The sequence below is a fragment of the Amycolatopsis sp. Poz14 genome, assembly GCF_006704225.1.
Lineage (GTDB): Bacteria > Actinomycetota > Actinomycetes > Mycobacteriales > Pseudonocardiaceae > Amycolatopsis > Amycolatopsis nivea.
Genome location: NZ_JACLHD010000001.1, coordinates 769421 through 794227, shown reverse-complemented (window position 1 = coordinate 794227; position 24807 = coordinate 769421). Strand labels below are relative to the sequence as shown.

The 24807-nt window shown below is 68.5% G+C and carries 27 protein-coding genes; 10 read left to right on the top strand and 17 right to left on the bottom strand.

Going from position 1 to position 24807, the window contains the following annotated elements; genetic code table 11:
- Window positions 1-60 precede the first annotated feature (60 nt).
- Window positions 61-717 (top strand): TetR/AcrR family transcriptional regulator, encoded by a 657-nt coding sequence (locus tag FKO37_RS03985; protein ID WP_134664251.1) that lies wholly within the window; start codon window positions 61-63, stop codon window positions 715-717.
- A gap of 227 nt (window positions 718-944) precedes the next feature.
- Here the strand turns inward: FKO37_RS03985 and FKO37_RS03980 are convergent, their stop codons facing one another.
- Window positions 945-1784 (bottom strand): MaoC/PaaZ C-terminal domain-containing protein, encoded by an 840-nt coding sequence (locus FKO37_RS03980; protein ID WP_238603749.1) that lies wholly within the window; start codon window positions 1782-1784, stop codon window positions 945-947.
- Between the two features lie 3 nt (window positions 1785-1787).
- On the bottom strand, window positions 1788-3122 hold the full coding sequence (locus tag FKO37_RS03975; protein ID WP_238603748.1) for a 3-oxoacyl-ACP reductase: 1335 nt from the start codon (window positions 3120-3122) through the stop codon (window positions 1788-1790).
- A gap of 95 nt (window positions 3123-3217) precedes the next feature.
- Between FKO37_RS03975 and FKO37_RS03970 the strand changes: the two genes are divergently transcribed.
- A complete protein-coding gene (locus tag FKO37_RS03970) occupies window positions 3218-4507 on the top strand; it encodes an acetyl-CoA C-acetyltransferase (RefSeq protein ID WP_037809004.1) in 1290 nt (429 codons plus the stop codon).
- A gap of 54 nt (window positions 4508-4561) precedes the next feature.
- Here FKO37_RS03970 and FKO37_RS03965 read toward each other — a convergent pair whose 3' ends face one another.
- A complete protein-coding gene (locus FKO37_RS03965) occupies window positions 4562-5068 on the bottom strand; it encodes a DoxX family protein (protein WP_009085133.1) in 507 nt (168 codons plus the stop codon).
- A gap of 185 nt (window positions 5069-5253) precedes the next feature.
- On the opposite strand from FKO37_RS03965, the gene FKO37_RS03960 reads away from it, so the two are divergent.
- From FKO37_RS03960 to FKO37_RS03940, 5 genes are all read left to right on the top strand, one after another.
- A complete protein-coding gene (locus FKO37_RS03960) occupies window positions 5254-6012 on the top strand; it encodes a MerR family transcriptional regulator (protein ID WP_238603747.1) in 759 nt (252 codons plus the stop codon).
- A 130-nt stretch (window positions 6013-6142) separates the two neighbouring features.
- Window positions 6143-7333, top strand: coding sequence for an ATP-binding protein (locus FKO37_RS03955; RefSeq protein ID WP_037809009.1), 1191 nt, complete (start codon window positions 6143-6145; stop codon window positions 7331-7333).
- 256 nt (window positions 7334-7589) lie between these two features.
- The gene (locus FKO37_RS03950; protein ID WP_162836041.1) at window positions 7590-7739 is read left to right on the top strand and encodes a hypothetical protein; all 150 of its coding nucleotides are present in this window, start codon (window positions 7590-7592) and stop codon (window positions 7737-7739) included.
- A gap of 261 nt (window positions 7740-8000) precedes the next feature.
- Window positions 8001-8930, top strand: a complete 930-nt coding sequence (locus FKO37_RS03945; protein WP_037809429.1) for a bifunctional helix-turn-helix transcriptional regulator/GNAT family N-acetyltransferase — start codon at window positions 8001-8003, stop codon at window positions 8928-8930.
- On the top strand, window positions 8931-9218 hold the full coding sequence (locus tag FKO37_RS03940) for a hypothetical protein (RefSeq protein WP_037809011.1): 288 nt from the start codon (window positions 8931-8933) through the stop codon (window positions 9216-9218).
- Here the strand turns inward: FKO37_RS03940 and FKO37_RS03935 are convergent.
- Window positions 9206-9781, bottom strand: a complete 576-nt coding sequence (locus tag FKO37_RS03935; protein WP_037809430.1) for a peroxidase-related enzyme — start codon at window positions 9779-9781, stop codon at window positions 9206-9208. The genes FKO37_RS03940 and FKO37_RS03935 overlap by 13 nt on opposite strands.
- Before the next feature lie 82 nt (window positions 9782-9863).
- Here FKO37_RS03935 and FKO37_RS03930 point away from each other — a divergent pair, with 82 nt between their 5' ends.
- Window positions 9864-10514: a hypothetical protein gene (locus FKO37_RS03930; RefSeq protein WP_037809013.1), complete on the top strand. Its 651-nt coding sequence runs from the start codon at window positions 9864-9866 to the stop codon at window positions 10512-10514.
- Window positions 10515-10521: 7 nt separating this feature from the next.
- Here FKO37_RS03930 and mctP read toward each other — a convergent pair whose 3' ends face one another.
- The gene (gene mctP, locus FKO37_RS03925) at window positions 10522-12186 is read right to left on the bottom strand and encodes a monocarboxylate uptake permease MctP (RefSeq protein WP_037809015.1); all 1665 of its coding nucleotides are present in this window, start codon (window positions 12184-12186) and stop codon (window positions 10522-10524) included.
- Window positions 12183-12461 carry a DUF3311 domain-containing protein gene (locus FKO37_RS03920; protein WP_037809017.1) on the bottom strand — a complete coding sequence of 93 codons (279 nt, stop codon included), beginning with the start codon at window positions 12459-12461 and terminating at the stop codon, window positions 12183-12185. Before FKO37_RS03920 ends, mctP begins: the two co-directional genes overlap by 4 nt.
- A gap of 304 nt (window positions 12462-12765) precedes the next feature.
- Between FKO37_RS03920 and FKO37_RS03915 the strand changes: the two genes are divergently transcribed.
- Window positions 12766-13035 carry a helix-turn-helix domain-containing protein gene (locus tag FKO37_RS03915; protein WP_037809018.1) on the top strand — a complete coding sequence of 90 codons (270 nt, stop codon included), beginning with the start codon at window positions 12766-12768 and terminating at the stop codon, window positions 13033-13035.
- An 87-nt stretch (window positions 13036-13122) separates the two neighbouring features.
- Here FKO37_RS03915 and FKO37_RS03910 read toward each other — a convergent pair whose 3' ends face one another.
- Entirely contained in the window at window positions 13123-13968 is an 846-nt protein-coding gene (locus FKO37_RS03910; RefSeq protein WP_037809019.1) for a LysR family transcriptional regulator, read from the bottom strand.
- A 76-nt stretch (window positions 13969-14044) separates the two neighbouring features.
- On the opposite strand from FKO37_RS03910, the gene FKO37_RS03905 reads away from it, so the two are divergent.
- Complete coding sequence (locus FKO37_RS03905) at window positions 14045-14758, top strand: SDR family oxidoreductase (RefSeq protein ID WP_037809020.1); 714 nt, start codon at window positions 14045-14047, stop codon at window positions 14756-14758.
- Between the two features lie 4 nt (window positions 14759-14762).
- Here the strand turns inward: FKO37_RS03905 and FKO37_RS03900 are convergent, their stop codons facing one another.
- The 10 genes from FKO37_RS03900 to FKO37_RS03855 form a co-directional block, all read right to left on the bottom strand.
- Window positions 14763-15338: an EndoU domain-containing protein gene (locus tag FKO37_RS03900; protein WP_037809021.1), complete on the bottom strand. Its 576-nt coding sequence runs from the start codon at window positions 15336-15338 to the stop codon at window positions 14763-14765.
- 46 nt (window positions 15339-15384) lie between these two features.
- The gene (locus FKO37_RS03895) at window positions 15385-16653 is read right to left on the bottom strand and encodes a DUF6297 family protein (protein ID WP_107050911.1); all 1269 of its coding nucleotides are present in this window, start codon (window positions 16651-16653) and stop codon (window positions 15385-15387) included.
- Window positions 16647-17252, bottom strand: a complete 606-nt coding sequence (locus FKO37_RS03890; protein ID WP_037809432.1) for an ABC transporter ATP-binding protein — start codon at window positions 17250-17252, stop codon at window positions 16647-16649. The genes FKO37_RS03895 and FKO37_RS03890 overlap by 7 nt, the downstream gene beginning before the upstream one ends.
- Entirely contained in the window at window positions 17249-18142 is an 894-nt protein-coding gene (locus FKO37_RS03885; protein ID WP_051728649.1) for a TIGR03621 family F420-dependent LLM class oxidoreductase, read from the bottom strand. Before FKO37_RS03885 ends, FKO37_RS03890 begins: the two co-directional genes overlap by 4 nt.
- Before the next feature lie 87 nt (window positions 18143-18229).
- Window positions 18230-20050, bottom strand: a complete 1821-nt coding sequence (locus FKO37_RS03880) for a phosphoenolpyruvate carboxykinase (GTP) (protein WP_037809023.1) — start codon at window positions 20048-20050, stop codon at window positions 18230-18232.
- Window positions 20051-20487: 437 nt separating this feature from the next.
- A complete protein-coding gene (locus FKO37_RS03875; protein ID WP_037809024.1) occupies window positions 20488-21186 on the bottom strand; it encodes a hypothetical protein in 699 nt (232 codons plus the stop codon).
- Between the two features lie 96 nt (window positions 21187-21282).
- On the bottom strand, window positions 21283-21834 hold the full coding sequence (locus tag FKO37_RS03870; RefSeq protein ID WP_107050912.1) for a hypothetical protein: 552 nt from the start codon (window positions 21832-21834) through the stop codon (window positions 21283-21285).
- 7 nt (window positions 21835-21841) lie between these two features.
- On the bottom strand, window positions 21842-23668 hold the full coding sequence (locus tag FKO37_RS03865; protein WP_238603746.1) for a dynamin family protein: 1827 nt from the start codon (window positions 23666-23668) through the stop codon (window positions 21842-21844).
- On the bottom strand, window positions 23665-24129 hold the full coding sequence (grpE, locus tag FKO37_RS03860; protein ID WP_199817334.1) for a nucleotide exchange factor GrpE: 465 nt from the start codon (window positions 24127-24129) through the stop codon (window positions 23665-23667). The genes FKO37_RS03865 and grpE overlap by 4 nt, the downstream gene beginning before the upstream one ends.
- Window positions 24130-24198: 69 nt before the next feature.
- Window positions 24199-24801, bottom strand: a complete 603-nt coding sequence (locus tag FKO37_RS03855) for a TetR/AcrR family transcriptional regulator (protein WP_078870285.1) — start codon at window positions 24799-24801, stop codon at window positions 24199-24201.
- Window positions 24802-24807 lie beyond the last annotated feature (6 nt).

The following is a 24807-nucleotide window of genomic DNA, read 5'->3' as shown; positions in this document are numbered from 1 at the left end:
AACGCCGCCGACCTGGGGACGGGTACCGTCCGTGCCAGCGAGAGGGAGGGAACAGTCACCGTGTCCGACGAAGATCAGCGCCCACCCGAGCGAGCGAGGCGGCTCCCGAGGGCGGTCCGTGAACGCCAGATCCTGGACGCCGCGGTGCAGGTGTTCTCCCAGCACGGCTACCACTCGGCGTCGATGGACGAGATCTCCGAGGTCGCGGGCGTCTCCAAACCGATGATCTACACCTACCTCGGCTCGAAGGAAGACCTCTTCGGCAAGAGCATCCAGCGCGAGGCGACCCGCCTGCTCGAAGCCATCCAAGCCGGCGTGCAGCCCGATCTGCCGCCGGACATGCAGCTGTGGCACGGCCTGCGCTCGTTCTACCGCTTCGTCGCCGAATACCGCGAGTCCTGGACAGTGCTGCACCGCCAGGCATTGACAGTCGGCGGCGGCTTCGCGGCGGAGATCACCGCGATGCGCACGCGCGCGATCGAACTGGTCGCGGCGCTCGTGGTGGCCGCGGGCACCCGCAAGGGCCTCGGCGAGCAGACGGAGTTCTCCGGCCCCGGCTTGGCCGCGGCGCTGGTCGGCGCGGCGGAATCGCTGGCCGACTGGGCACTGGACCACCCGGAGATCTCCGACGGCGTGCTCGCGTCCTGGCTGATGAACCTGGTGTGGCTCGGGTTCAACGACCTGGTCGAAGGGCAGGTCTGGAAGCCCTCAGAGTGAGCGGCGCGGCTCTGCCCGTCTCGATCTGTGCGTTGGTGTTCACGGTCTTCTCGTTCTGGTGCTCAACGCGCGACCGGGTCGGCTGAAGACCTTCCCGGCCGCACACCTTGGCCTCCGGCCCAGACGGCGGCAGTCGGTGCTCATCCCGCTGGTTCTCCACCACACTGGTGCGCTGCCGATTGTTGTTCGAGATCTCCGCGGCGTGGTGCTGGAAGAACGAGAAGCCCTCAGAGGGCTGAGATCACCCCGTCCAGATGCGGTTTCGGCTTCCGGGCGTGCCACAGCTCGAAGGCCCATCCGTCGTCCGTCTGCCAGGTCGTGAACGCCGCGCGGCCAGGCAGCAGCACCGGCTGCTTGAACCGCACCGCGACGCTGTACGCGTCCGGCAGCCTGCCCTCGAAGGACGCCAGCGCGTGCGCCTTCGTCCACATGCCGTGTGCGATCGCCTTCGGGAAGCCGAACAGGCGCGCGGTCAGCGGGTGCAGGTGGATCGGGTTGCGGTCGCCGGAAACCTCGGCGTAGCGGCGGCCGATGTCGCCCGGGACGTGCCACAGCGCGGACGGTTTCGGCGGCGTCAGCTGGGTGCGCGGACCCGACGAACCCGAGCCCGAGCCGGTGCGGCGGAGATAAGTCGACACCTCGCTCCACACGGTGTCCGCGCCCGCGTGGACCTCGCTCACCATGTCGAACTGACTGCCTTTTTCGTGCGGGCGCAGGTTTTCCGCGCGCACACTCACCCGGAACGTCTCGCCCAGCAGCAACGGACGGTGTTGCGTGATCCGGTTCTCGACGTGCACCAAACCCAGCAGCGGGAACGGGAACCCCGGCTCGGTCATCAACGCCATCTGCAGTCCGAAGACCAGCATGTGCGGATACGTCGCGGGCAGCTCGTCCGAGAAGCGGAATCCGCAGACTTCGTTGTAGGCCGCGACGTGTGCCGGGTCTACGACGACCTCGGGGCGCACCAACTCCGTACTGGGCAGGGTCGAGCCGCCGCCGCGGCGCAGCAGGGCTTTCGGGTACAGCGTCGCCAGGCTGGGCGCGCTCGTCACTTCACGAACAGCCATCCCTCACGCCCCCAGCAGCGCCTGGCCGCACACGCGGACCAGGTTCCCGTTGACCGCGGCCGACGCCGGGTTGGCATACCAGGCAATGGTTTCCGCGACGTCCACCGGCAGCCCGCCCTGGCCGAGGCTCGACAGCCGCCGTCCGGCCTCGCGGATGAACAGCGGTACCGCGGCCGTCATCTTGGTCTCGATGAACCCGGGCGCGACCGCGTTGATCGTGCCGCCGTACTCCGCGAGCTGCGGCGCGCCGACGTTCACCATCCCGATCACGCCCGCCTTCGACGTCGCGTAGTTCGTCTGGCCGACGTTGCCCGCGATGCCCGCGATCGAGGAAACCCCGATGACGCGGCCGTTTTCGCGCAAAATCTTGTCGCCGAGAAGCTTGTCGTTCACCGCGAGCTGCGCGGCGAGGTTCACGGCGATGACCGAATCCCAGCCGCCCTCGGTCATGTTGCCGAGTGTCTTGTCGCGGGTGATGCCGGCGTTGTGCACCACGACATCCACCCCGCCGTGGCGCGAAGTCAGGTACTCGGCGAGCTTGGCGGGCGCGTCCGCGGCGGTGATGTCCAGCTGCAGCGCCGAACCGCCGATCCGGTTGGCCACAGTGGACAGATCGCCGCCCTGCGCGGGGATGTCCAGCGCGACCACGTGCGCACCGTCGCGGGCGAGCGTTTCGGCGATCGCCTCGCCGATGCCCCGCGACGCACCGGTCACCAGCGCGACCTTGCCTTCCAGCGGCTTTTCCCAGTTCTCCGGCGTGGGCGCGGTCTTGGCGTGCGTGCCGACGCGGATGACCTGGCCGTCCACGAACGCCGACTTCGCCGACAGCAGGAACCGCAGCGTCGACTCGGCCGCGTCCTCCGCCCCTTCGGCGACGTACACCAGCTGCGCCGTCGCACCGCGCTTGAGCTCCTTGCCGACCGAGCGGACGAACCCCTCCAGCGCGCGCTGCGCGATCCGCTCGCGGCCCTCGGCCAGTTCCGGCGGCGTGCCGAGCACGACCACCCGGCCGGATGAACCGACCTTCCGGATCACCGGGTGGAAGAACCGATAGACCTCACGCAGCTGGCCCGGGTCCTTCACTCCGGTGGCGTCGAACACCAGCGCCGCGTTCCGGTCGGCGGGCGCGCTGATCACCTCGATGCCCGCCTCGGTGAGCTGCGCCCGGACAGTCTTCTCCAGCCGTCCGCCCGGCGCGGCCCCGAGAAGTGCGGGACCCTCAAGAGCGGGTTGGCCGGGACGGTACCGGCGCAACGTCGCGGGGTTGGGCAGGCCGAGCTTCGGCACCACGAACTTCCCCAGCGGGGTCTTCGTGAACTGCTGGTACCTGTCCGCCATCACGTGCCTCCCGTGCAGTCTGCGTCACGTCGCAGTCTAACCTACTCGCTAGTAGGTTACAGTGTGAAAGGCACGACTCCAGAGAGGTGGACGGCATGGCGACCAGGAAAACCCCGGCGGTGCGCAAGGTCGCGATCGTCGGCGGGAACCGGATCCCCTTCGCACGGTCGAACGGCCCGTACTCCCGGGCCTCGAACCAGGACATGTTCACCGCCGCGCTGGACGGTCTGGTCAGCCGGTTTTCGCTGCAGGGCGAGGTGATCGGCGAGGTCGCCGCCGGTGCGGTGCTCAAGCACTCCAAGGACTTCAACCTCGCCCGCGAAAGCGTCCTCGGCAGCAAGCTCTCGCCCGCGACGGCAGCATCGGACGTCCAGATGGCGTGCGGCACCGGATTGCAGGCAGTCATCAACGTCGCCCACAAGATCGCGCTCGGGGAAATCGATTCGGCGATCGCGGGCGGCGTCGACACCACGAGTGACGCCCCGCTGGCGGTGAACGCCAACCTGCGCCAGATCCTCGTGCAGCTCAACGCGGCGAAGACGCTCGCCGACCGGCTCAAGCTGGTCGCGAAGATCCGCCCTGGCCACATCGTGCCGGAGATCCCGCGCAACGCCGAACCGCGCACCGGACTGTCGATGGGGGAGCACGCCGCCCTCACCGCGCAGGTCTGGGACATCACCCGCGAGGCGCAGGACGAACTGGCCGCGACCAGCCACCGCAACCTCGCCGCCGCCTACGACCGCGGCTTCTTCGACGACCTGGTCACGCCGTACCTCAAGCTCGCCCGCGACCAGAACCTCCGCCCGGACTCCTCAGTCGAAAAGCTCGCCAAGCTCAAGCCGGTCTACGGCGGCCCGGACGGCACGATGACCGCGGGCAACTCGACCCCGCTCACCGACGGCGCGTCGACCGTCCTGCTCGCGACCGAGCAGTGGGCGAAGGCGCACAAACTGCCGGTGCTGGCGTACCTGACGTTCAGCCAGACCGCGGCTGTCGACTACGTGCACGGCGACGAGGGCCTGCTCATGGCCCCCGCGTACGCGGTGCCGCGGATGCTCGAGCGCGCCGGATTGACGTTGCAGGACTTCGACTTCTACGAGATCCACGAGGCGTTCGCGTCTCAGGTGCTCGCCACGCTCAAGGCGTGGGAGGACCCGGCGTTCGCCAAGGAGAAGCTCGGCCTCGACGCGCCGCTCGGCTCGATCGACCGCACCAAGCTGAACGTGAACGGCTCCTCGCTCGCGGCCGGGCACCCGTTCGCCGCGACCGGCGGCCGGATCGTCGCGACGCTCGCGAAACTGCTGAACGAGAAGGGTTCCGGGCGCGGCCTGATCTCCATTTGCGCGGCGGGCGGCCAGGGCGTCACCGCGATTCTGGAGAAGTAAGCACGCCGACAAGGCCGCCGCCCGGAAACCCGGGTGGCGGCCTTGTTCGCGCACTCAGTCGGTAAGCGACTTCTCCGCGCGCTTGGCCAGCTTGTCGGCGCGCTTGCCCGCCTTCTTCGCCGCGCGCCGGGCCCGCCAGCCCAGCGACGGCTTGCCCGCGGTGTCGCTCGCGGCCAGTAGCAGCCCGCCGGCCAGCGACGCGTTCTTGAAGAACTGGATCTGCTGGGCCTGCTTCTCGCCCGGATCGGACAGCTGCCAGAACCGGTGCGCGGCCAGCGTCGTCGGCACCAGCGAGCCGAGCAGCGCCACCGCCGCCAGTCGCGGGGCCTTGCCGCTCGCCAGCGCGAGCCCGGCCCCGATCTTGACCGCCGCGTCGATCCGCACCAGCGTGGCGGGATCGCGCGGGACCTGGTCCGGAACCAGGCCCTCGACCTTGTCGAAGGTCTCGGTGAGGAACGGTTCGGCCGCCTTCGCGTGGCCTTGGGTGTCACGCAGGGCACCGATGCCGCCCAACACGAAGATCGACGCGAGCAGTGGACGTGCCACCCGGCGCAGTATCACGGTCTCGCCTCTCTGATCTGGAATCCCTGGAGTTGAACCTACAACCGGGATTGCCCGCCACGCTCCCCGCCGAACCGAGCTAGCGATACCTAGGCGAATATTGCTTTTATTCTAGATTCTCCTAGACAGTTCTAGCGGACTTCGTGCTTGACCTTGCCGCTACGTCAACCTCTACCGTCGAAGCCGTGGTCAGGACGGAATGGTCGATCCAGGACATCGCCCGGTCCGCGGGCACGACGAGCCGGACCCTGCGGCATTACGACGCCGTCGGGCTCCTGCCGCCGACGCGGATCGGCAGCAACGGCTACCGCTACTACGACGAGGACTCGCTCGTCCGGTTGCAGCGGATCCTGCTGCTGCGCGAACTGGGACTGGGTCTGCCCGCGATCGCCGAGGTGCTCGACGGCCAACGCGACGGCGCCGCGGCCCTCGAAACGCACCTGGCGCTGCTGGAGAAGGAGCGGCAGCGGATCGGGCGGCAGATCGAGTCCGTGCGGACCACGCTCCGGAAACTGAAGGGAGGTGAACAACTCATGGCAGAGGAAATGTTCGACGGGTTCGACCACACCCAGTACAAGGAAGAGGTCACCCAGCGCTGGGGCGCCGACGCCTACCGCAAGGGCGACCAGTGGTGGCGGTCGCTGTCCGAGGCCGAGAAGAAGGCCCACCAGCAGGAGCAGGTCGACATCGGCTTCGCGTTCGGAGCCGCTCGCGACGCTGGTCACGACGCCGGTTCGGCCGAAACGCAGGCGGTCACCGCGCGGCTGCACGAGTGGCTGAAGGCTACCGGGATGGAGATCTCGAAGTGCTACTTCGCCGGTCTCGGGCAGATGTATGTCGACGACCCGCGGTACGGCTCGTACGACGAGAAGCACGGCCCCGGCACGGCCGAGTACATCCGCGACGCGATGAAGATCTACGCGGAGCGGAACCTGACGGACTAACGCTCCGTCAGAGTGGGCGCTGGGGGTAAGGATGGACGGGGCTGCAGACCCGGCCATCCTTCGGCGACACGCACTAGCTGTATATGGCGGAATATCGGGCCCACGCTAGATACCTCGATACGGTGACAGAGTGGACCCCATCCGCAACCCCTTCGCGCCCGGCGCCGGGCAGCGGCCGCCCGAGCTGGCTGGCCGGGAAAGGGAGCTGAAGGCGTTCGAGGTCGTCCTCGAACGCGTCGCTCGCGGACGGCCGGAGCGCAGTCTCGTGCTGACCGGCCTGCGCGGGGTCGGCAAGACGGTGCTGCTGGGGGAGCTGCGGTCGATGGCCGTCCGGCACCGGTGGGGTGCGGGCAAGATCGAAGCGCGGCCGGACGCGGAACTGCGGCGTCCCTTGTCGGCGGCGTTGCACCGGGCGATCCGCGACCTCGCCGTGCGGCATCGCGCGCCGGACCGGGTCGAGGAGGTGCTCGGGGTGCTGAAGGCGTTCGCGCTCAAGGCGAACAAGCCGGACGCGAAGCTGCGCGACCGCTGGCAGCCCGGCATCGACGTGCCCGCCGCGCAGGGCCGGGCGGACTCCGGCGACATCGAAATCGACCTGGTCGAGCTGTTCACCGACGTCGCCGAACTGGCCGCGGACGTCGGCACCGGCGTCGCGCTGCTGATCGACGAGATTCAGGACTTGCAGCCGGACGACGTCTCGGCGCTGTGCGCGGCTTGCCATGAGCTGTCGCAGTCCGGCGCGCCGCTGGTCGTGGTCGGGGCAGGGCTGCCGCACGTGCCCGCGGTGCTGTCGGCGTCGAAGTCGTACTCCGAGCGGCTCTTCCGTTACTCGCGCATCGACCGGCTCAGCCGCGAGGACGCCGACTACGCGGTGATGGCTCCGATCGAACGCGAGGACGCCGGGATCGAACCGGAGGCGCTCGACGCGCTGTTCGACGCGTCCGGCGGTTATCCGTATTTCATCCAGGCCTACGGCAAGGCCGCCTGGGACGCCGCGCCCGCCGACCCGATCACGGTCAAGGACGTGCAGGTCGCCGCGCCCGAGGCGGAGTCGGAGCTGGCGGTCGGGTTCTTCGGGTCGCGCTACGAACGCGCGACGCCCGCCGAACGCGAGTACCTGCTCGCGATGGCCGAGCTGACCCAAGGCCGCGACGAGGCCGCCGGCACCGCCGATGTGGCCGTCTATCTGGGGCGCAAGCCGTCGTCGCTGTCGCCGGCGCGCGACAGCCTCATGAAGAAAGGCCTGGTCTACTCCGCCGAACGCGGGCAGATCGCCTTCACCGTGCCGCACTTCGGGCACTACCTGCTCGGCCGCGACTGAGCAGATCTTCCCTTCGCTACCGGTCTATGCGACTGCCTAGCTGTTTCTAGCGATTTTGCTAGATATCCGTAGAAGAAGTTAGCGCGTTAGCGATTTGTGACCGCCAACACGAGATCTGTCCGGCGATATCCTGGTGACTGCCGATGATTATTCGGCAAGTGCCCCATGTCACCGTAGATTCGTTGGCTTCCTTGTGAAAAAAGGTGCATACTAGAGACACAGCCACCGAAGACCTCTGAAGGGGATGCAGAAGACAATGAGCAACATCGCCGCCAAGCTCCGTGCCCGTCGCGCCGAGGCTCGCACTCGCCGGGCGCTGAACCGGGCGATCGACACCGCGGCCACCTCGACGGTCCGCCAGGAGCTCATCGCCCTCGCCCAGGCGCGTCAGCCGTTCATGCGCTGACCTGCACGGATAACCTGTTGGTGGGTCACTCACGTGAGTGATCTAGACCACAGTGAATCCTGGGTGTAACGCCGCGGAGAGCCGCGTCGATACCCACTACGACCCCGTGATGCTGGCGGACCCCCGACCTGGCAGCATCACGGGGTTTCCATATGTCTGGACCATTTCGGACGCTCGCCCACCACCGGGGGAATTCCCTTGCCCCGAGCGGACGGCGGGGCGATGCTTGACTCAGTCAACGATCGAGTCAAGGTGGTCCCCATGCCGGATTCCGTCCTCACCGAACGCGTTGCCACGGTTCGCGCATTCAACCGGCTCTACACCGGCGTGATCGGTGTCCTCGACGAGGGACCCGCCGACGCCGAATACTCGCTGAGCGAAGCGCGGGTGCTGTTCGAACTCGCCCAACAGGACCGGCTGCAGGTCAGTGATCTGCGCAAACGGCTGTCCCTCGACGGCGGCTACGCGAGCAGGCTGCTCGGCAGGCTGGAAACCCGCGGTCTCGTCACCCGGGAACGCTGCGCTGACGACGCGCGCCGCCAGCTCGTCACGCTCACCGAGGAGGGCCGCGCCGCTTTCGCCGATCTCGACCACCGTTCGGCCAGCCAGATCGGCAGCCTTCTCGACCAGTTCGCGGACGCCGACCAGCGCCGTCTGCTCCGCGCGATGGGGACCATCACCGCACTCGTCGGCGAATCGGCGCCGGAACCGACGATCTCCCTGCGCGCCCCACGCCCGGGCGACCTCGGCTGGGTGGTGCACCGGCACGGTGCGTTGTACGCCGAGGAGTACGGCCTCGACGAACGCTTCGAAGCCCTCGTCGCGCGCGTGATCGCCGACTTCGCCGACCACCGCGGCGACCCGCGCCAAGCCGGCTGGATCGCCGAACTCGACGGCGAACGAGTCGGCAGTATTTTCTGCACCCCCGGCGACGAGGAAGGCACCGCGAAGCTCCGGTTGCTCCTGCTGGAACCGGCCGCGCGCGGACACGGTGTCGGCAAACGACTGGTGCGGGAATGCGTCGAATTCGCCAGCGCGCAGGGGTATCGGTCGATGGAGCTGTGGACGCTGTCGCTGCTCGCCGCCGCGCGCGGGATCTACCGCAGTGCCGGGTTCGAACTTGTCGGCGAGGAAGAGACGGACGCGTTCGGGCCGTTGGTGACCGGCGAGACCTGGCGGCGGGAGTTATAGATGTTCGTCTTGTACTGCGCCGTGTGCGATCGCCGGACGCTGCTGGGCGTCGACGAGGTCGACTGGGTCGAGAACCTGACGCGCGGCGTGATCTCGGTGTCCGGCCACTGCCCGCTGGGACACGACGCGGTCATCCTGACCGGCGACGCGTTCACCCCGCACGCGGACCCGAGGTATTTCGGGCCCGCGCCGCGAGTGTGGACGAAACCGGTGCACCGCCTGCGCGGCTGGCTGCGCACGAGGTTCCAGATGAGCCGCGACCTGCCGGGCCCGTTCTATCGCTTCTGACGCCCCATCAAGTAAAACTCCGGATTCGGCTTGAGCGCGGTCAGATGCGCGAGCCGGTTGGACATCGCGAACAACGCGGTGATCGCGCCGACGTCCCAGATCTCGTCCTCGGTCAGCCCCGCCTCGCGGGCCGCCTCCAGGTCGCCCTCGCCGAACAACGCGGACTCGTGGGACAACGCGAGCGCGAGATCGAGGATCGCCCGGCCGCGCTCGTCGAGTTCGACCTGCCACGGATTCGCGGCGACCTGATCGGAGAGTTCGGGGTCCTTGGCGCGGATCCGCAGGATGGCTCCGTGCGCGACGATGCAGTAGGTGCAGTGGTTCGCGCCGGAGGTGGCTACGACGACGAGCTCGCGTTCGGCCTTGGTGAGTCCGCCTTCGCGTTCCATGAGCGCGTCGTGGTAGTCGAGGAAGGCCCGCAGCTCGGCCGGACGGTGGCCTAGGGCGCGGAAGATGTTCGGCGTGAAGCCGGATTTCTCCGCGATGGCGCCGATGCGCTCGCGGAGATCGTCGGGAAGGTCTTCGAGTTCCGTCACGGGGAACCGGCTCACGGGGTTGGTCATGCCGCCCACGCTAACCCGCGCGGTTCGCGTACGGGAGGGGGTCGGATGCGCCCCGTTCACCCGGAAGGGGTTTGCTTACCCCGTGAACTGGACCGCGTACGTGGACGGTTACTGCGAGCGCACCGCGCCCGGACTCTGGGGAGAGCCGCTCAACGACCTGGCCAACCTGGCCTTTCTCGTGGCCGCCGGGATGGTCTGGTGGCGGGCCGGCGGGCAGCGCATCGGGCGGGTGCTCGCTGCGCTGATCGGGTTGATCTTCGTTGCCAGCAGCGTGTTTCACCTGGTCGCCACGCGGTGGGGAGCGGTCGCCGACTCCGCGGCTATCCTGGTCTTCACCTTGTTCTACGCCGCGGCCTTTCCCCGGGTGTTCCTGCAGGCGAAAGCCAAGTGGTCCTGGCTGGGGGCACCGGCGTTCCTGGCCGTCACCGGTGCGTCGGCGGCACTCGGCGGCGGGCTGTATCTGCCCGCACTCGCGGGGCTCGCCGGGTTCGCGATCGCGTTGGCGGTAAAGCGCGATCCGTACTGGCTGCACTTCACCATGGCCGCCGCGGTGTTCGCGTTGTCGTTGTCCTTCCGGACTGTCGACGGGGTGATCTGCGGAGACTTCCCGGCGGGCACGCATTTCCTCTGGCATTTGCTCAACGCGGTCTTGCTGTACGTCGTCGCGAAGGCGATGATCGGCAAAACAGAAGAGGCCCCCGCGCCGGAAACCGACGCGGAGGCCTCTGTCTAAAAAGGACTCAGTGCGCGCCGATCGGGCGCAGGTCCTTGTCGTGTTCGTCGGCGTGGTAGTCCTCGGGCGCGGTTTCGTCGTTGCCCGGGCTCCACTTCAGGGCCCGTGCGATGACCGAGACCACCGCGGCCACCACGATGTTCGCGATCAGGGCCACGAAACCGGGGTAGATCTGGACCACGGCGAGTGCGGTGCCGCTGAACGGGTGCCAGCCGAAGATCGACAGGTTGCCCATGGCCAGCGCGGAACCGCCGAAGTGGAGTTTTCCGTTGGTGGGGTTGGGGATTCCGTACAGCATGATCAGGCCCCAGCCCATGCCGACGATCCAGCCGGCGATGAGGCCCGCCTTGTGGAACCAGCGCGTGTACAGGGCGATCGCCACCGCGGGCAGGGTCTGCAGGATCAGCACGCCGCCGATCAGCTGCAGGTCGATCGAGAACTGCGGGTCGATCAGGATGATCACCAGCACCGCACCCAGCTTGACCACCAGCGACGCCAGTTTGGCCTGCTTCGCCTCCTGCTTCGGCGTCGCGTCCTTGCGGATGTACTCCTTGTAGATGTTGCGCGTCCACAGGTTCGCCGCGGCGATCGACATGATCGCGGCGGGGACCAGTGCGCCGATGCCGATCGCGGCGAAGGCGATGCCCGCGAACCAGTTCGCGAACTGCGAGTCGAACAGCAGCGGGACGATCGTGTTGCCGTCCGGCTTTCCGGTGGCGGCGTTCGTCAGCGGCTTGACGCCCGCCGAGATCGCGACGTAGCCGAGCAGCGCGAGCAGGCCCAGCACGAACGAGTAGGCCGGCAGCGCCACCATGTTCCGCTTGATCACATTGCGGCCACGCGAGGCGAGCACGCTCGTGAGCGAGTGCGGGTACAGGAACAGCGCGAGTGCCGAACCCAGCGCCAGCGTCGCGTACTGCAACTGGTTGCTCGAGGTCAGCAGGATCGAACCGGACGGCTTGCCCGTCTTCGGATTCGGCTTGGCGAGCGTTTCCTTGGCGGTGTTGAAAATGTGGTCCCAGCCGCCGAGCTTCGAGGGCAGGTAGATGACCGCCACGATGATCACGATGTAGATCAGGATGTCCTTGACGAACGCGATCAGCGCGGGGGCCCGCAGGCCGGACTGATACGTGTAGAGCGCCAGGATCACGAACGCGATCAGCAGCGGCAGGTGCCCGACGATGCCGGAACCGTTGATCCCCATCGTGCGCAGCACGGCTTCCAGGCCGACCAGCTGCAACGCGATGTACGGCATGGTCGCGACGATGCCGGTGATCGCGACCAGCAGCGCCAGCGTCGGCGAACCGAAGCGGCCGCGGACGAAGTCGGCGGGGGTCACGTAGCCGCGCGAACGGCTGACCGACCACATGCGCAGCGCGGGCAGCAGGACGATCGGGTAGACGACGATCGTGTAAGGCAGCGCGTACAGGCCGAGCGCGCCGGCGCTGAACACGAGCGCGGGCACGGCGACGAAGGTGTACGCGGTGTAGAGGTCGCCGCCCAGCAGAAACCAGGTGATCCACGAACCGAACTTGCGGCCGCCGAGGCCCCATTCGTCGAGGTGGTCGAGGCCGCCGCCGGCCTTCCACCGCGAGGCGACGAAGCCGAGCACGGTGACGACGACGAACAGGAACGCGAAGACGATGAGTTCGACCCACTGGATGTTGCTCATCGGGCGTCCCCCTCGTCCAGGTCGTCAACGCTCAGCTCGTCCCGGCCGCCGCCCCGCGGCTTGTTCTTGGTGGCCAGGTAGACGATGCCGGTGCACAGCACGCCCAGGACCACGAACGCCAGCTGGAACCAGTAGAAGAACGGAAGGCCGAACAGCCGCGGCCCGTCGAAGTTGTACAGCGGCGTGACCAGGATCAGCAACGGGATCAGCAACAGCAGGTTCCAAGCACTGAACTGGAACCCGCGCACCCGACCGCCCGGTTTGGCAGTGGACATCGAACCTCACCTAACACTTACGTGACACGCGACCGCCTGACCCTAGACCCCGGTCATCCCGCCGTCATACGAGTTCGATATCGATTCGATCAGCACTACGAACACGTTCCAGGGTGTGGACAACCTCGGGGACAACCCGCTTCCGCGCGGCCCCTTCGAGCCGTTCGCTACCCCTATCGGCGGGACCGGGTCGCCCCGAATGCCCCAAGAGCTTGTGCCGGACGGCGGTTGTCCACGGGGTTGGGCAGCTTGTGCACAGAGTTATCCACAGGCAGTGGACAACTCTGTGGCTAAACTGAACGGCATGGTCCGCGTGCCCCTCACCGACGAAGAACGCTCCCGCGGCGAGCGGCTCGGCCTGGTGCTGCGCGCCGCCCGGGCCGGACGCAGCATGGTCGACGTGGCCGCGGAAGCGGGCATTTCGGTCGAAACCCTGCGCAAGATCGAGACCGGACGGATCCCGACGCCCGCGTTCTTCACCGTGGCCGCGATCGCTGACGCGGTGGGGATGCCGCTGGACCGGGTGCGCGTCGCGTGCGAGGGCGACGCGGCGGCGTTTTCGCAGGCCAGCTGAGGTTTTCCAGGCTGATCGGGCAGTACTGCGGGACGGTTGAGCGGGCACCGTGGGCTGAGGGATTCCCCTGTGGACAAGTCCGGCAGCTCAGCTGACCGGCGACTCTTCGCGTAGCGCCACCGCGGCGCGGACGAGTGCGGCCACCTCGGGGGAGCGGCTGTTCGGCGGCCAGCCGATCACCGTGGTGACGTCCGGGGCGTCGACGACCGGGACCGCGACGTGTTCCGGCCACTGCCAGGCCCGGCTCGACGCGGGGATCACCAGCAGTGTCCGGCCGAGCGCGACGAGCTGGGCGAGCGTCGACTGGGTGCGCACCTCCGGTCCAGGGCCGTCCGGGTAGCTGCCGTCGAGGCGAGGCCAGCGGGCGATCGGCAGGTCCGGCACGTCGCTGACCTCGGCCAGGGTCAGCGTTTCCCGCGCGGCGAGCGGATGGGCGGCCGGGAGGATCGCGACCTGGCCCTCGACCTGGAGATCCTCGGTGTCGAAGCCGGCGAGGTCGTCGTACGGGCGGTGCATGATCGCCACGTCCGCCGAACCGTCGCGCAGCAGTCCGGCTTGCTCGCCGACCTCGCACAACAGGATCTCGACCGGCGGACCCGCGGCCAAGAGCCGCTGCAGAAGATCGTGCGACGCTCCGGCTTTGGTCGCCAGCACCAGCGGATGATTCCCGGCTCGACGCGTGCGCCGGGCAGCGGCCGCGACGGCGGCGAGGGCCAGCCGGGATTCGCGCAGCAGGACCCGGCCTGCCTCGGTCAGCGCGACGCCGCGGCGGTTGCGTTCGAGGAGTTGCACGCCGAGCCGTCGCTCCAGCTGGGCGATCGCGCGCGAGAGCGGCGGCTGAGCGATCCCGAGCCGTTCGGCGGCGCGGCCGAAGTGCAGTTCTTCGGCGACCGCGGCGAAGTAGCGGAGTTCGCGGGTCTCGAGGTCGTCCACCAGCGGCAGCGTAATACCTCTCGGGTATCACAGCGGACTCACTTGATCTTGGACGCGGCAGAAACCCGCGCCGACCATGGACGGAGTGAACGACACGAAGACCGCGCTGGTCACCGGCGCGAACAAGGGAATCGGCCTCGCCATCGCGCACGGCCTCGGCTCGATCGGCTTCACCGTCGCCGTGGGTGCGCGGGACGAAAACAACCGCGAGCAGGCCGTCAAAGAACTGCGCGGCGCGGGCATCGACGCGTTCGGGGTCGCGCTCGACGTCACCTCCGAGGACAGCGTCGCCGCCGCGGCCAAGTCCATCGAACGGCTCGACGTCCTGGTCAACAACGCCGGCATCAGCGGCCCGTTCGACGGCGGCGCCCAGGATCCGACGACACTCGACCTCGGCGTCCTCCGCACGGTCCTGGACACGAACGTCTTCGGCGTCGTCCGGGTCACGAACGCGATGCTGCCGCTGCTGCGCCGCGCCGAGTCGCCGCGCATCGTCAACCTGTCCAGCAACATGGGTTCGCTGAAGCTGCGGACCGGACCGATCCTCGCCGCTTACGCGCCCTCGAAGACGATGCTCAACAGCATCACCGTGCAGTACGCCCGCGCGCTCGCCGACACGAACGTCATCATCAACGCCGCGTGTCCCGGTTACGTGGCAACGGATTTCAACGGCTACGCCGGAACCAGGACGCCCGAGGAGGGCGCGGCGATCGCGGTCAAACTCGCGACCCTGCCGGACGACGGGCCGCGCGGCGGGTTCTTCGACGACGCCGGGGAGGTCCCCTGGTGACGCCTCAGCCGCGCAGGTCTGCGAGGACCCGTTCGCGGTCGTTGAGGTAGCGGCAGTCGCGGACCGGCAGTTCGAACGAGTTCAGCAGCTTCTCGAAGTCCGCGTACTCGTCCGGGTTGAGCTGGATGCCGGTCACCTCGAAGTGCGCGGCCAGGGTGTCGGCCAGCTCCTCCCATTCGCCGGACCACTGCAGATCGCGGTAGTGCTCGAGGTCTTCGGCAGGCATCCGGTCGGCGAGCAGGCGCAGGACGCTGTCGACGAAGTAGCTGATCCGGTTGCCCGCGCGGTCGTCGACGGTCGGGTTCGCCGGGTCTCGCGCGGCGTCCGCGTTCCGGACGACGCCGGGGCCCGGCAGCGGGTAGCTGGTGTGCACGTTCCCGTCGCCGTTGACCAGGACGACGACGCGCACGCCGTAGCGTTCGCCGACGCAGCGCCAGCGGCCGTTGTACTGCTGCCGCCGGGGTTCGCCCGGATCGTTGGCGACGTCCTTGACCACCGCGATGATCTGCTCGTCGCTCCAGCCGGGCGGGAATTCGCACGTCGCCCTGCGTCCGATGCCGGAAGCGTGTCCACCGCCCACGTTCGGCTCCTCTCGTCGGCACGGAGCCTAACCCGGACTACGCCGTTCAGCCGAGTTGTGCCAGCACCAGGATTCCGACCGCCAGCAGGTCCGGACCGCGGAACAGTTGCCGCATAAGGTTTGCCGGCATCGGGCCAGCAGGGGTGTCGACGAAACCCGCGCTGCTGTAGTCGACCGGTTGCCGCGTGACGGTGCGCAACACCGACAGCACCGCCAGGGCGACGGTCACCCACGAGAGCGGCGAAAACGCGGTGCCCAAAGCCAAAAGCGCCACTGAGAGCAGAGCGCACCAGACCAGCGCGACCACCGTCAGCGCGACACCGTGGGCGATCACCAGCTCCTGCGACGACGAACCCAGCCACCGTCGCCGACCCGGATTCCGCCACAGCACGCCGAGACCAGCCCCGAAAGGAGTAAGCGCGACGTACGCGCCGATGCCGATGAGCACCGGTCCCGGCAGAGTGGGAACAGCAACATGTCCGACGGCTACCGCGAAAGCCACTAACAAAACCGCGCCCGCGTACCGGGAACGGCCCACGATCCCGACCCACGCGAGCCGGAACGCGGTGGGCGGGCGCAGCGACCACGAACCGGCGGGCGCGGACTCCGGCAGCATCATCATCGGGTCGAGGAACGTCACCGCCATCGCGCGCAGGACCCGCGCGTTCCAGCCGTCCAGCAGCACCGCGCGACCGGCGCCGCTGACCGCTTTGCCGCCAAAAGCCAGCAACAGCCCGCATAACGCGAGCGCCGCGCCGACGTACTGCACCGCCATCGCGTCGAGCCTCGCCGCAGCGATGACGACACCAGCCACCGCGAGCAGCAGCGGTCCGGCAGCTTCGAAAAGGAACGCGGTGCGCCGCGCGGTGGTGAACGCGAGGATCGTGCCGCCCGCGACGAGGGCTGCGGCGGCACGCCACCAGTCGACCGAACTGCCGCCGACCGCCAGCATCAGCGCGGCGAGATATCCGATCACCACCACGAATCCGGTGAGCACGCCGGCCAGCCGGGTCGCCACGACGCGGCGACGGTCCACCTGCGCGAAATCCATCCAGGTCAGCTCGGCCGGTTCGGCCCAGACGAACCCGCGGCGCAGCAGGCTTCGCCAGCCCACGGCGGCACACAACGCGACCAGGCCGAGCACCGCCGAGTAGTCCACTGCGGACGGTCCAAAGAGGACTCGATGCCAGGCGTCGGTGCGGAAAAAGGCGGTGAACAGGAAGCCGACCCCGAAGATCAGCACGAACGTAGGACTGTCACCGCTGAAAATGCCACCGAACCGTTTACGGCCGGGCACACGCATCCGGGTCACCACAGTTCGAGCACGCTGTCCGCCGTGTCCAGCAACGGTTGATGGTGCGTGGCAACGACAACTGCCGCCCCCGCGGCGGTGGAGCGGCCGATCAGTTTGACCAGCCATTCCTTGCCCGCGGTGTCGAGCGCGCGTTCCGGCTCGTCCAGCAACAGCACCCGATGCGGCCGCGCGGTGACGCCCAGCAGCAGCAACCGGCGACGTTGTCCGGCCGAGAAATGCCCGGCGGTGACGCGGGCGCGTTCGGCGAGCCCCGCGTCCGCGAGCAGTTCGTCGTAATCGCCGAGGTCTTCGCCGAACGAGCCGGAGAGAAGTTCCAGGTGCTGCATCGGAGTCAGTTCGGCGAAGAAGTCCGAATCGTCGAAGAGCACGGAAACCTTGCGGCGGAAGGAAACACTGCGTTCGTCCGGTTTGGCTCCGTCGATCAGCACTCGGCCCCGCTGCGGTTCCTGCATCCCGTACAGACACCGCATCAAGGTGGATTTCCCGACGCCGTTAGGCCCGACGAGCACCGCGCATTCGCCGCGGTCGACGGAGAAATCGAGATCCTCCAGCAGCCACAGGTCACCGGCCTTCACGCCGAGCCCGCGCGCGTCCACTATCGGCGACACAGCAGCTCCACCACCGGGGCCAGCACTTCGAGATTCGGCTCAAGGACAGTGAAATAGCTGAAACCGAACCGAGCGCGATGCGCGACCAGCTGCTCGGCGATTTCCTCGACGGTGCCGACCAGGACAGTGGGCACTTCAGCCAGTTCGTCCAGCGTGAGCGTGTCGCTGAGGCGCGCATGGATTTCGCGCAGCGCGCTTTCGCGATCATCAGTGATCTGGACGAATTGCACGAGCAGGTTGAATTCCGCTTCGCGGCCGGCGAGCCGCTCAGTGACAAACCGCGTGCGTTCTTCCACTGCGTCCGCCGTCGCCAGCATCAGCGGCGCACCGTCGCGCACCTTTGCCATGCCGCTGAAGGCAATCGTCGCCGCGTGTTCGGCGGCGAGCGAAAGCAACCGGTCGCCGCGGCCGCCGATCATCAACGGGGGACCGCCGGACTGCACGGGTTTCGGCGCGTATTCCGGATCCGCGTACAGCCGCGCGAGTTCCTTGATCGCGAGTTCGAGGTGATCGACCCGGGCGCCCGCACTGGGAAACGGCATTCCGGCCGCTTCGAACTCCGCTTTGACATAACCGGCGCCGAGCCCGAGTTCGAGCCGCCCGGACACGAATTGGTCCGTGCCCGCGACGTCGCGCGCAAGCAGCACCGGGTTGTAGAACGGCGCGTTGAGCACGAAAGTGTTGAGCCGCACCCGTTCGGTCACCGCACCGGCCAGCACGAGCGCGGGAAACGGCGGCGCGATGCCGAGATGGTCGGCCACGCTCAGCACGTCGTAGCCGAGTTCCTCGACCCGGCGGCATTTCGCGACCCACTCGTCACGCGGGCCCGGCTGCACCAGGTTCACGCCGAACCGGAAAGTCTTCTCCCCAACAGAGGCCATGCGGCCCACGCTACCGTTTTCCGGCAACGAAGAAGGGGACGTCCGCGCCCGGTGCGAACGTCCCCTTCCTACGGCAGTGCGACGGCGTCAGCCCAGCCGCTGGGCCAGCGCGTCCAGCTCGTCGCGCAGCGAGGACGGCACCTCGCCGATCTTCGCGAACCACTCCTCGATGAGCGGCAGTTCCTCGCGCCACTCCTCGTTGCGCACCTCCAGCGCGGCCTGGATGTCCTCGACCGGCTCGGAAAGGCCCTCGAGGTCGAGGTCCTCGGCGTTCGGCACGAACCCGATCGGGGTCTCGACCGCGTTGCCCTTGCCCTCGACGCGCTCGAGCACCCACTTGAGCACGCGCGAGTTCTCGCTGAAGCCCGGCCACAGGAAGCGGCCGTCGTCGCCGCGGCGGAACCAGTTGACGTAGAAGATCTTCGGCAGCTTGTTCGCGTCGGCGTTCTTGCCCAGGTCCAGCCAGTGGTTGAAGTAGTCGCCGGCGTGGTAGCCGAGGAACGGCAGCATCGCCATCGGGTCGCGGCGCACGTTGCCGACCGCGCCGACCGCAGCGGCGGTGGTCTCCGACGACATGGTCGCGCCCATGAACACGCCGTGCTGCCAGTCGCGGGCCTGGTTCACCAGCGGCACCGTCGTCTTGCGCCGACCGCCGAACAGGATCGCCGAGATCGGCACGCCCTTCGGGTCGTCCCACTCCGGCGCGAGGATCGGGCACTGCGACATCGGCACGCAGTAACGCGAGTTCGGGTGGGCGGCCTTCTCCTCCGAGTCGGGCGTCCAGTCCTGGTGCTTCCACGAGGTGGCGTGCGCGGGCTTGTTCTCCATGCCCTCCCACCACACGTCGCCGTCGTCGGTGAGCGCCACGTTCGTGAAGACCGTGTTGCCCTTCTCGATCGTGCGCATGGCGTTCGGGTTCGTGTGGTTGTCGGTGCCCGGCGCGACGCCGAAGAAGCCGTACTCCGGGTTGACCGCGTACAGGCGGCCGTCCTCGCCGAAGCGCATCCACGCGATGTCGTCGCCGAGGGTCTCCGCGCGCCAACCGGGGATGGTCGGCTGCAGCATGGCGAGGTTGGTCTTGCCGCAGGCGCTCGGGAACGCCGCCGCGACGTAGTGGACCTTGTCCTCGGGCGAGATCAGCTTGAGGATCAGCATGTGCTCGGCGAGCCAGCCCTCGTCACGGGCGATGACCGAGCCGATGCGCAGCGAGTAGCACTTCTTGCCCAGCAACGAGTTGCCGCCGTAGCCAGAGCCGTAGCTCCAGATCAGCCGCTCCTCCGGGAAGTGCGAGATGTACTTGGTCTCGTTGCACGGCCAGGCGACGTCCTTCTCGCCCGGGGCCAGCGGCTTGCCGACCGAGTGCAGCGCGGGCACGAACTCGCGCTCCGAACCGTCCGGCGCGATGAACTTGTCCAGCGCGGCCTTGCCTGCCCGGGTCATCACGCGCATCGACGCGACGACGTAGGCGAAGTCGGTGATTTCGATGCCCAGCTTGGGGTTTTCGTCGCCGAGCGGGCCCATGCAGAACGGGATGACGTACATCGTGCGCCCGGCCATGCAGCCGCGGTACAGCTCCGTCATGGTGGCCTTCATCTCGGCCGGGTCGACCCAGTTGTTCGTCGGGCCCGCGTCCTTCTCTTCCTTCGAACAGATGAAGGTGCGGTTCTCGACCCGCGCGACGTCGTCGGGGTCCGAGGTGGCCCAGTAGGAGTTCGGCTTGGCGTCCAGCTTCACGAAGGTGCCGGCGTCGACCAGCTCCTGGTTGATCCGGGCGGCTTCCTCGTCAGACCCGTCGACCCACACCACGCGGTCCGGGGTGGTCAGCTCGGCGACCTCCCGGACCCAGGACAGCACGCCACTGTGCGTCGTCGGCGCGTTGTCCAGTCCGGGGATGGCGACTGCGGTCATCTCTACTCCTGACTTCCGACGACAAAAGAGCCCACACCGCGAACGACAGTGTTCTTGGTGCGGGCTTCGTTGCCGGCGACCGAATGGCTTCGCACACCGGCGGAAGACCGGTGTGCGGGTTTTGGGATTCCCCGACTGTAGCCGGATGGACGGCAGGTAACCGAGAGCTGACCTGTCGGTTCTCTCACAAGAACGATAAGGGAATCGATTCAGTTTCACCGGAACGGGCCAGCGCCGAAAATCTTTCCGCGTGGCCCGCGTCGCATTCGTGCCGGATGCCGGGAGAGGGTTGAGCAGTCCTGATCTTGCGCGGACGCTGCCGGGCGCCGGTTCGCTGGAGCCGGGCGGATCGCGTCGGGATTTGGCGGCCCCTGGAGACAGCGAAACGGGCCCGGCGCGCGGCCGGACCCGTTCGTGTGACGTCAGTTACCGAGTGCTCAGTTGGGGCTGATCCACTGCCCGGTTCCGCTGTCGATCTTCGCGACGCCGCTGAGCAGCTGGGCGCCCTCGCCGCCCCAGGCCGAGTCGCTGCCCGGGTCGGCCGCGGCCGCGTGGTTCGAGCCGCCGTCGGCCTCGGTCCACTGGCCCTGGCCGGTGTGCTCGAACGTGTGAGTGGAGCCGTCCGCGCCGACCTGCACCGCGACGTCGGCCTGGCCGTCGCCGTTGGTGTCGGTGAACGCGATCGTGCCGCCGGACTTCGTCTCGACCACGGCGGTGTCGTTGTGCCCGTCGTGGTCGGTGTCGATGGTGGCGACCCCGGCGTCGACGTTGCCGTCCGGCAGGTCGGCGTGGATGTGCCCGGTGGTCGAGGTGTCCTGCGAGTGCGTGTCGGTGCCGTCGGAGCCGGACTGGCCGTGGCCGGATTCGACCCAGCTGCCGCTCTGCTCGTCGTAAACCGCCTGGTCCACGACGTGCCCGGTCGAATCGAGCACCGCGTAGTGGTCGGCGACGCCGTCGTGGTCGGTGTCGGCGAACGCCTGCGCGGAGCCGTCGTCGTGCTCGACGACCGCGGTGTCGGAGACCCCGTCGTGGTCGGTGTCGTAGTTGACCTCGGCCTGGTACTCCTGGCCGTCGACGTGGACGGTCAAGGCCTCCGGGCCGGTCGCGTCGGTGCCGCCGCTCTCGTCGACCCACATGGGTTGGTCCCCCTTAGTACGCCGGGTCTGCCGTTTCTCGCTCGGTATGACTCACGTTAGGCCGGTTCGGTTCCCGTCCACAAGCCGATCACGTGCTCACGGCGGCAGGTTGGCCGGAAGCCCGTCGCCGGTGACGAAAACGCACCAGGTCCCGGCTTCCTCGCGGTTCAGATCCAGCCGCGTGGTCGTCGCCGGATGGGCGTTCCGGGTGACCTCGACCTCGAAGAACGCGCCGTCGCCGGGACCGGTGGTCGGCTTGCCGAGGCGGATCCGGACGTTGTCCTCGTCGAAGCGCTGGACCGACCGGGTCGCCGGATACTCGGTGGAGGCGTGGCAGTCGACGTTCTGCAGGCCGATCGGGTCGCGCCTGTTGACCGCGTCGACGTACGCCTTGACCACGACCTCGGGCCCGCCTGCCGGGCGGTGCACCTCGACACTGTCGTCGGTCGCGACGATGAAGACGGCGACGCCGCCACCAGCAAGCAGCACTACGGCACCCAGGCAGATCCCGATGATCAGCCCGATCCGGCGGCGCTTCTTCGGCGGCTGCGGTGGCTGCCACTGTTGCGGCGGCGGGCCGCCCCATTGCGGAGCGGGCGGCGGTGCTCCCCACTGCGGTGGCTGCGGCGATCCAGGTCCGTACGTCACCCGCTGATCATGCCCGATCGCGGACCGTGCGAATGCGGGAAAGCAGAGTTTCGGCCCGGGTATGGCCCTCGGTCACGTCCTTGAGGCGTTTCGAGACGATCGCGATCTTCTTCGCCCGCTCCTGCGCGCTCATCTTGATCGTCTGGTCCACCTCTTTCAGCTCCGCCTCGATCGCCTCGATGCGGCGGCCGAGTGCCTCGTCGAGAGCGAGCGACAGTTGCTGCTCGGCTTCGATGAGCTGTTCGGCGATCAGCTGGTCGAGCGTCGAACGGGCGTCGGCGATCGCTTCGACCAGCCATTGCTTCAGATGTTGTTTGTCCGAGGCGTGTTTGCGGGTGCGGGCCATCCACCAGCCCGCGCCGAGGCCGATCACGATCGTCGCCGGGAGCACGACCGGGTTGAGGATCGCGACGCCCGCCAGCGGCAACGCGGCGATCTTCCCGGCGCCGACGCCGCCGGAAATGCCCATGAACACCAGCAGTTTGTCTTCGGCGGTCGGCGGTTTCTTGTCCGGCGGGCGCAGCACCACCGGCGGGCCGCCGGCGCGGGCGAACTGGGCGCGGATCACGTCGAGCTCCTCGGCGGAGAACAGCTCCGACAGCGCCGTGTTCGTCACCTGGTTCAGCCGCCTCGACAACTGCATCGACACCCGCTGCGACGCGGTCTGCAGCGCGATGTCGACTTCTTGCGGCAGCGCGGCCAGTTCGTCGCGTTTGGCCGCGTCGATGCGCTGGCGGAAATGCGCCTGCGCCTCGCGCATTTCGCGGCTGCTCTCGTGGCCGACCTCGACCCGCGTGCGCTGGATTTCGCCGCGCAGGCGCAGTTGCCAACCGCGGGTGGAGGTGCGGCGCTGGGACTGCAGATCGTCGCGGCGGGCGCGGAGTTGTTCGGCTTCCGCTTCGCCCGCGGACAGGGCCCGGCTTTCGGCTTGCAGCTTCGCCTTGATCCCGGCCAGCGCGCTCGACAACGAGCGGAGCGTGTTGGCTTCCTTAAGCATCATCGACCGGCCGACCAGCAGTTCCTGCAGCGCGACCTGCACCGCGGCGATGCCGGACTTCTCCCGGAGCATCGCGGCGACCTGTGCGTTCGGCGCCTTCGCGGCGGTCTCGAACACGCGCGCCGACACCGGGTGGAAGACCGCGTCGGCGAAGCGCGGCGCGTGTTCGGCGAGCAGTTGCCGGTCGGCTTCCAGGATCTCGCGCCAGCCGCGGAAGGCGTCGGTTTTGGCCAGTACGAAGACCACCGTCTCGACGCGGTCCGCGACCTCGCGCAGGAACTGCAGCTCAGTGGAGGTGAAGGGGGCCGACGCATCGACCACGAACACCAGCGCGGTCGCGCCCGCGGCGGCTTCCTTGGCCAGCTCGCCGTGCAGCGAATCGAGCCCGCCGACGCCCGGGGTGTCGACCAGGGTCAGCCGTTCCAGCAGCGGGACCGGGCCGGACACCTCGACGTAGCGCGGCGGCAGCTGTCCCGGCGGCAGCTCGTGCGCGGCGGACACCCAGTCGACCAGCTGCGTCAGGTCGAACGGCACCGACGCCAGCTGACCGGGGTAGCAGGCCTGCGCGCCCCACTGCTGCGCGTGCTCGAAAACGAGGTAGGTCGCGGTGGCCACGTCAGCGTCCACAGGGGACAGTCCCGGGGTCGCGAGCAGGGCGTTGACCAGCGAACTCTTCCCGCGGTTCGTCTCGCCGACGACCACCACGGACGGTTTCTCCGAACGGGCCTTGCGCTGGTCCTCGACCCATTTGGCGGCCTGCGGATCGGCCTCGCGGACGACGCCGAGCAGCTGTTCGCGAGCGGCCTGGACCTGAGCGGGAAGCGTCGGTGCGGTCACTGCGCCCGCTTCGCGTAGACGGTGACGATCGGCGCGCGCAACAGCCGGTCCTGGTCGGCGAACCCGACGACCTCGGTCTCCGCGACCACGCCTTCCAGCTCCGGATCGTCGGTGGGCACCGCGCCGCCTGCCTCGTGGCGAGACGGGTCGAAGCGTTCTCCCTCGGCGCGCAACGCGGTGACGCCGATGTCGGCGAGCCCGTGTTCGAGCCGTTCCACGACGCCGCTGCTGCGGGCGCGGTCCAGCGCGTACAGACACAGCTGGATGAGCGCCTGCCGGTCGGAAAGCGCGCGTTCGAGGTCACCCGGGGCAGCTACGAGGTCCACATCGGGATCCGACGCATCCGCCGCGGCGGCGGTTCCGTCCGCCTCGGCGATGATCCGCGCGAGAGCGTCCGCGCTGATCTCGCCGGTCGGCGCTTCGGCCGCGTCGGCAGGTTCCTCGTGGCCGAACCACGCCATTGAGACCCTCCCCTGGTCGTCCGGGTGATTTCACCAGTTTGCGGCAATGCGGTGCGCGGCGGGGGCGGATCACTCAGACGGGCCGAGAATCCGGGTCAGCAACTGCCGCAGCACCGCCTGCTCGTGCTCGACGTCCAGGTCGGGATCGAGGCTCGCACGGGAAAGCAGGGCGTCGACCAGCGCGACGACCCAGTTTCCCGCGTCGACGGGGGACAGCATGGGGGAGAACCGGCCGGTCCGGGCCCCGCGCTCGATCAAGTCCGCGAGACCGACGCGCATGCGGTCGTCGTTGCTGCGGATCAGCTCGTTGAACTCCGGATCGCGCGCGGCCTGCGCGGCCGCTTCGAGGATCAGCCGCACGACGCCGGGCAGCACGATCGCCACCGTCATCCGCTCGACGACCGCGAGCACGCCTTCCCACGGGTCGGCCATGTCCACCGCGGTGGCGAGCAGTTCCTCGTTGTCGGCGGTGTCCGCCTCGAAAATGCCGACGAAGACCGCACGCTTGCTGGGGAAGTAGTGGAACAGGCTGCCGGAGCTGATCCCGGCGGCGCGGCAAATGTCCGCGGTGGAGGTCTTTTCGAACCCGTCGCGGGCGAAGCATCCCGCTGCCGCGTCGAGAATCGCGCGTCGTTTCGCCGCGTGCTTTTCCGGATCGACGGTCCTCACCACAGGAAC

Excerpts from the sequence above, each read along its gene's own strand:
- FKO37_RS03980 (WP_238603749.1), bottom strand. The coding sequence starts at position 1,784 with ATGGCTGTTCGTGAAGTGACGAGCGCGCCCAGCCTGGCGACGCTGTAC.
- FKO37_RS03975 (WP_238603748.1), bottom strand. The coding sequence starts at position 3,122 with ATGGCGGACAGGTACCAGCAGTTCACGAAGACCCCGCTGGGGAAGTTC.
- FKO37_RS03970 (WP_037809004.1), top strand. The coding sequence starts at position 3,218 with ATGGCGACCAGGAAAACCCCGGCGGTGCGCAAGGTCGCGATCGTCGGC.
- FKO37_RS03950 (WP_162836041.1), top strand. The coding sequence starts at position 7,590 with ATGAGCAACATCGCCGCCAAGCTCCGTGCCCGTCGCGCCGAGGCTCGC.
- FKO37_RS03945 (WP_037809429.1), top strand. The coding sequence starts at position 8,001 with ATGCCGGATTCCGTCCTCACCGAACGCGTTGCCACGGTTCGCGCATTC.
- FKO37_RS03940 (WP_037809011.1), top strand. The coding sequence starts at position 8,931 with ATGTTCGTCTTGTACTGCGCCGTGTGCGATCGCCGGACGCTGCTGGGC.
- FKO37_RS03935 (WP_037809430.1), bottom strand. The coding sequence starts at position 9,781 with ATGACCAACCCCGTGAGCCGGTTCCCCGTGACGGAACTCGAAGACCTT.
- mctP (WP_037809015.1), bottom strand. The coding sequence starts at position 12,186 with ATGAGCAACATCCAGTGGGTCGAACTCATCGTCTTCGCGTTCCTGTTC.
- FKO37_RS03920 (WP_037809017.1), bottom strand. The coding sequence starts at position 12,461 with ATGTCCACTGCCAAACCGGGCGGTCGGGTGCGCGGGTTCCAGTTCAGT.
- FKO37_RS03915 (WP_037809018.1), top strand. The coding sequence starts at position 12,766 with ATGGTCCGCGTGCCCCTCACCGACGAAGAACGCTCCCGCGGCGAGCGG.
- FKO37_RS03905 (WP_037809020.1), top strand. The coding sequence starts at position 14,045 with ATGGACGGAGTGAACGACACGAAGACCGCGCTGGTCACCGGCGCGAAC.
- FKO37_RS03885 (WP_051728649.1), bottom strand. The coding sequence starts at position 18,142 with ATGGCCTCTGTTGGGGAGAAGACTTTCCGGTTCGGCGTGAACCTGGTG.
- FKO37_RS03880 (WP_037809023.1), bottom strand. The coding sequence starts at position 20,050 with ATGACCGCAGTCGCCATCCCCGGACTGGACAACGCGCCGACGACGCAC.
- FKO37_RS03875 (WP_037809024.1), bottom strand. The coding sequence starts at position 21,186 with ATGTGGGTCGACGAGAGCGGCGGCACCGACGCGACCGGCCCGGAGGCC.
- grpE (WP_199817334.1), bottom strand. The coding sequence starts at position 24,129 with ATGGCGTGGTTCGGCCACGAGGAACCTGCCGACGCGGCCGAAGCGCCG.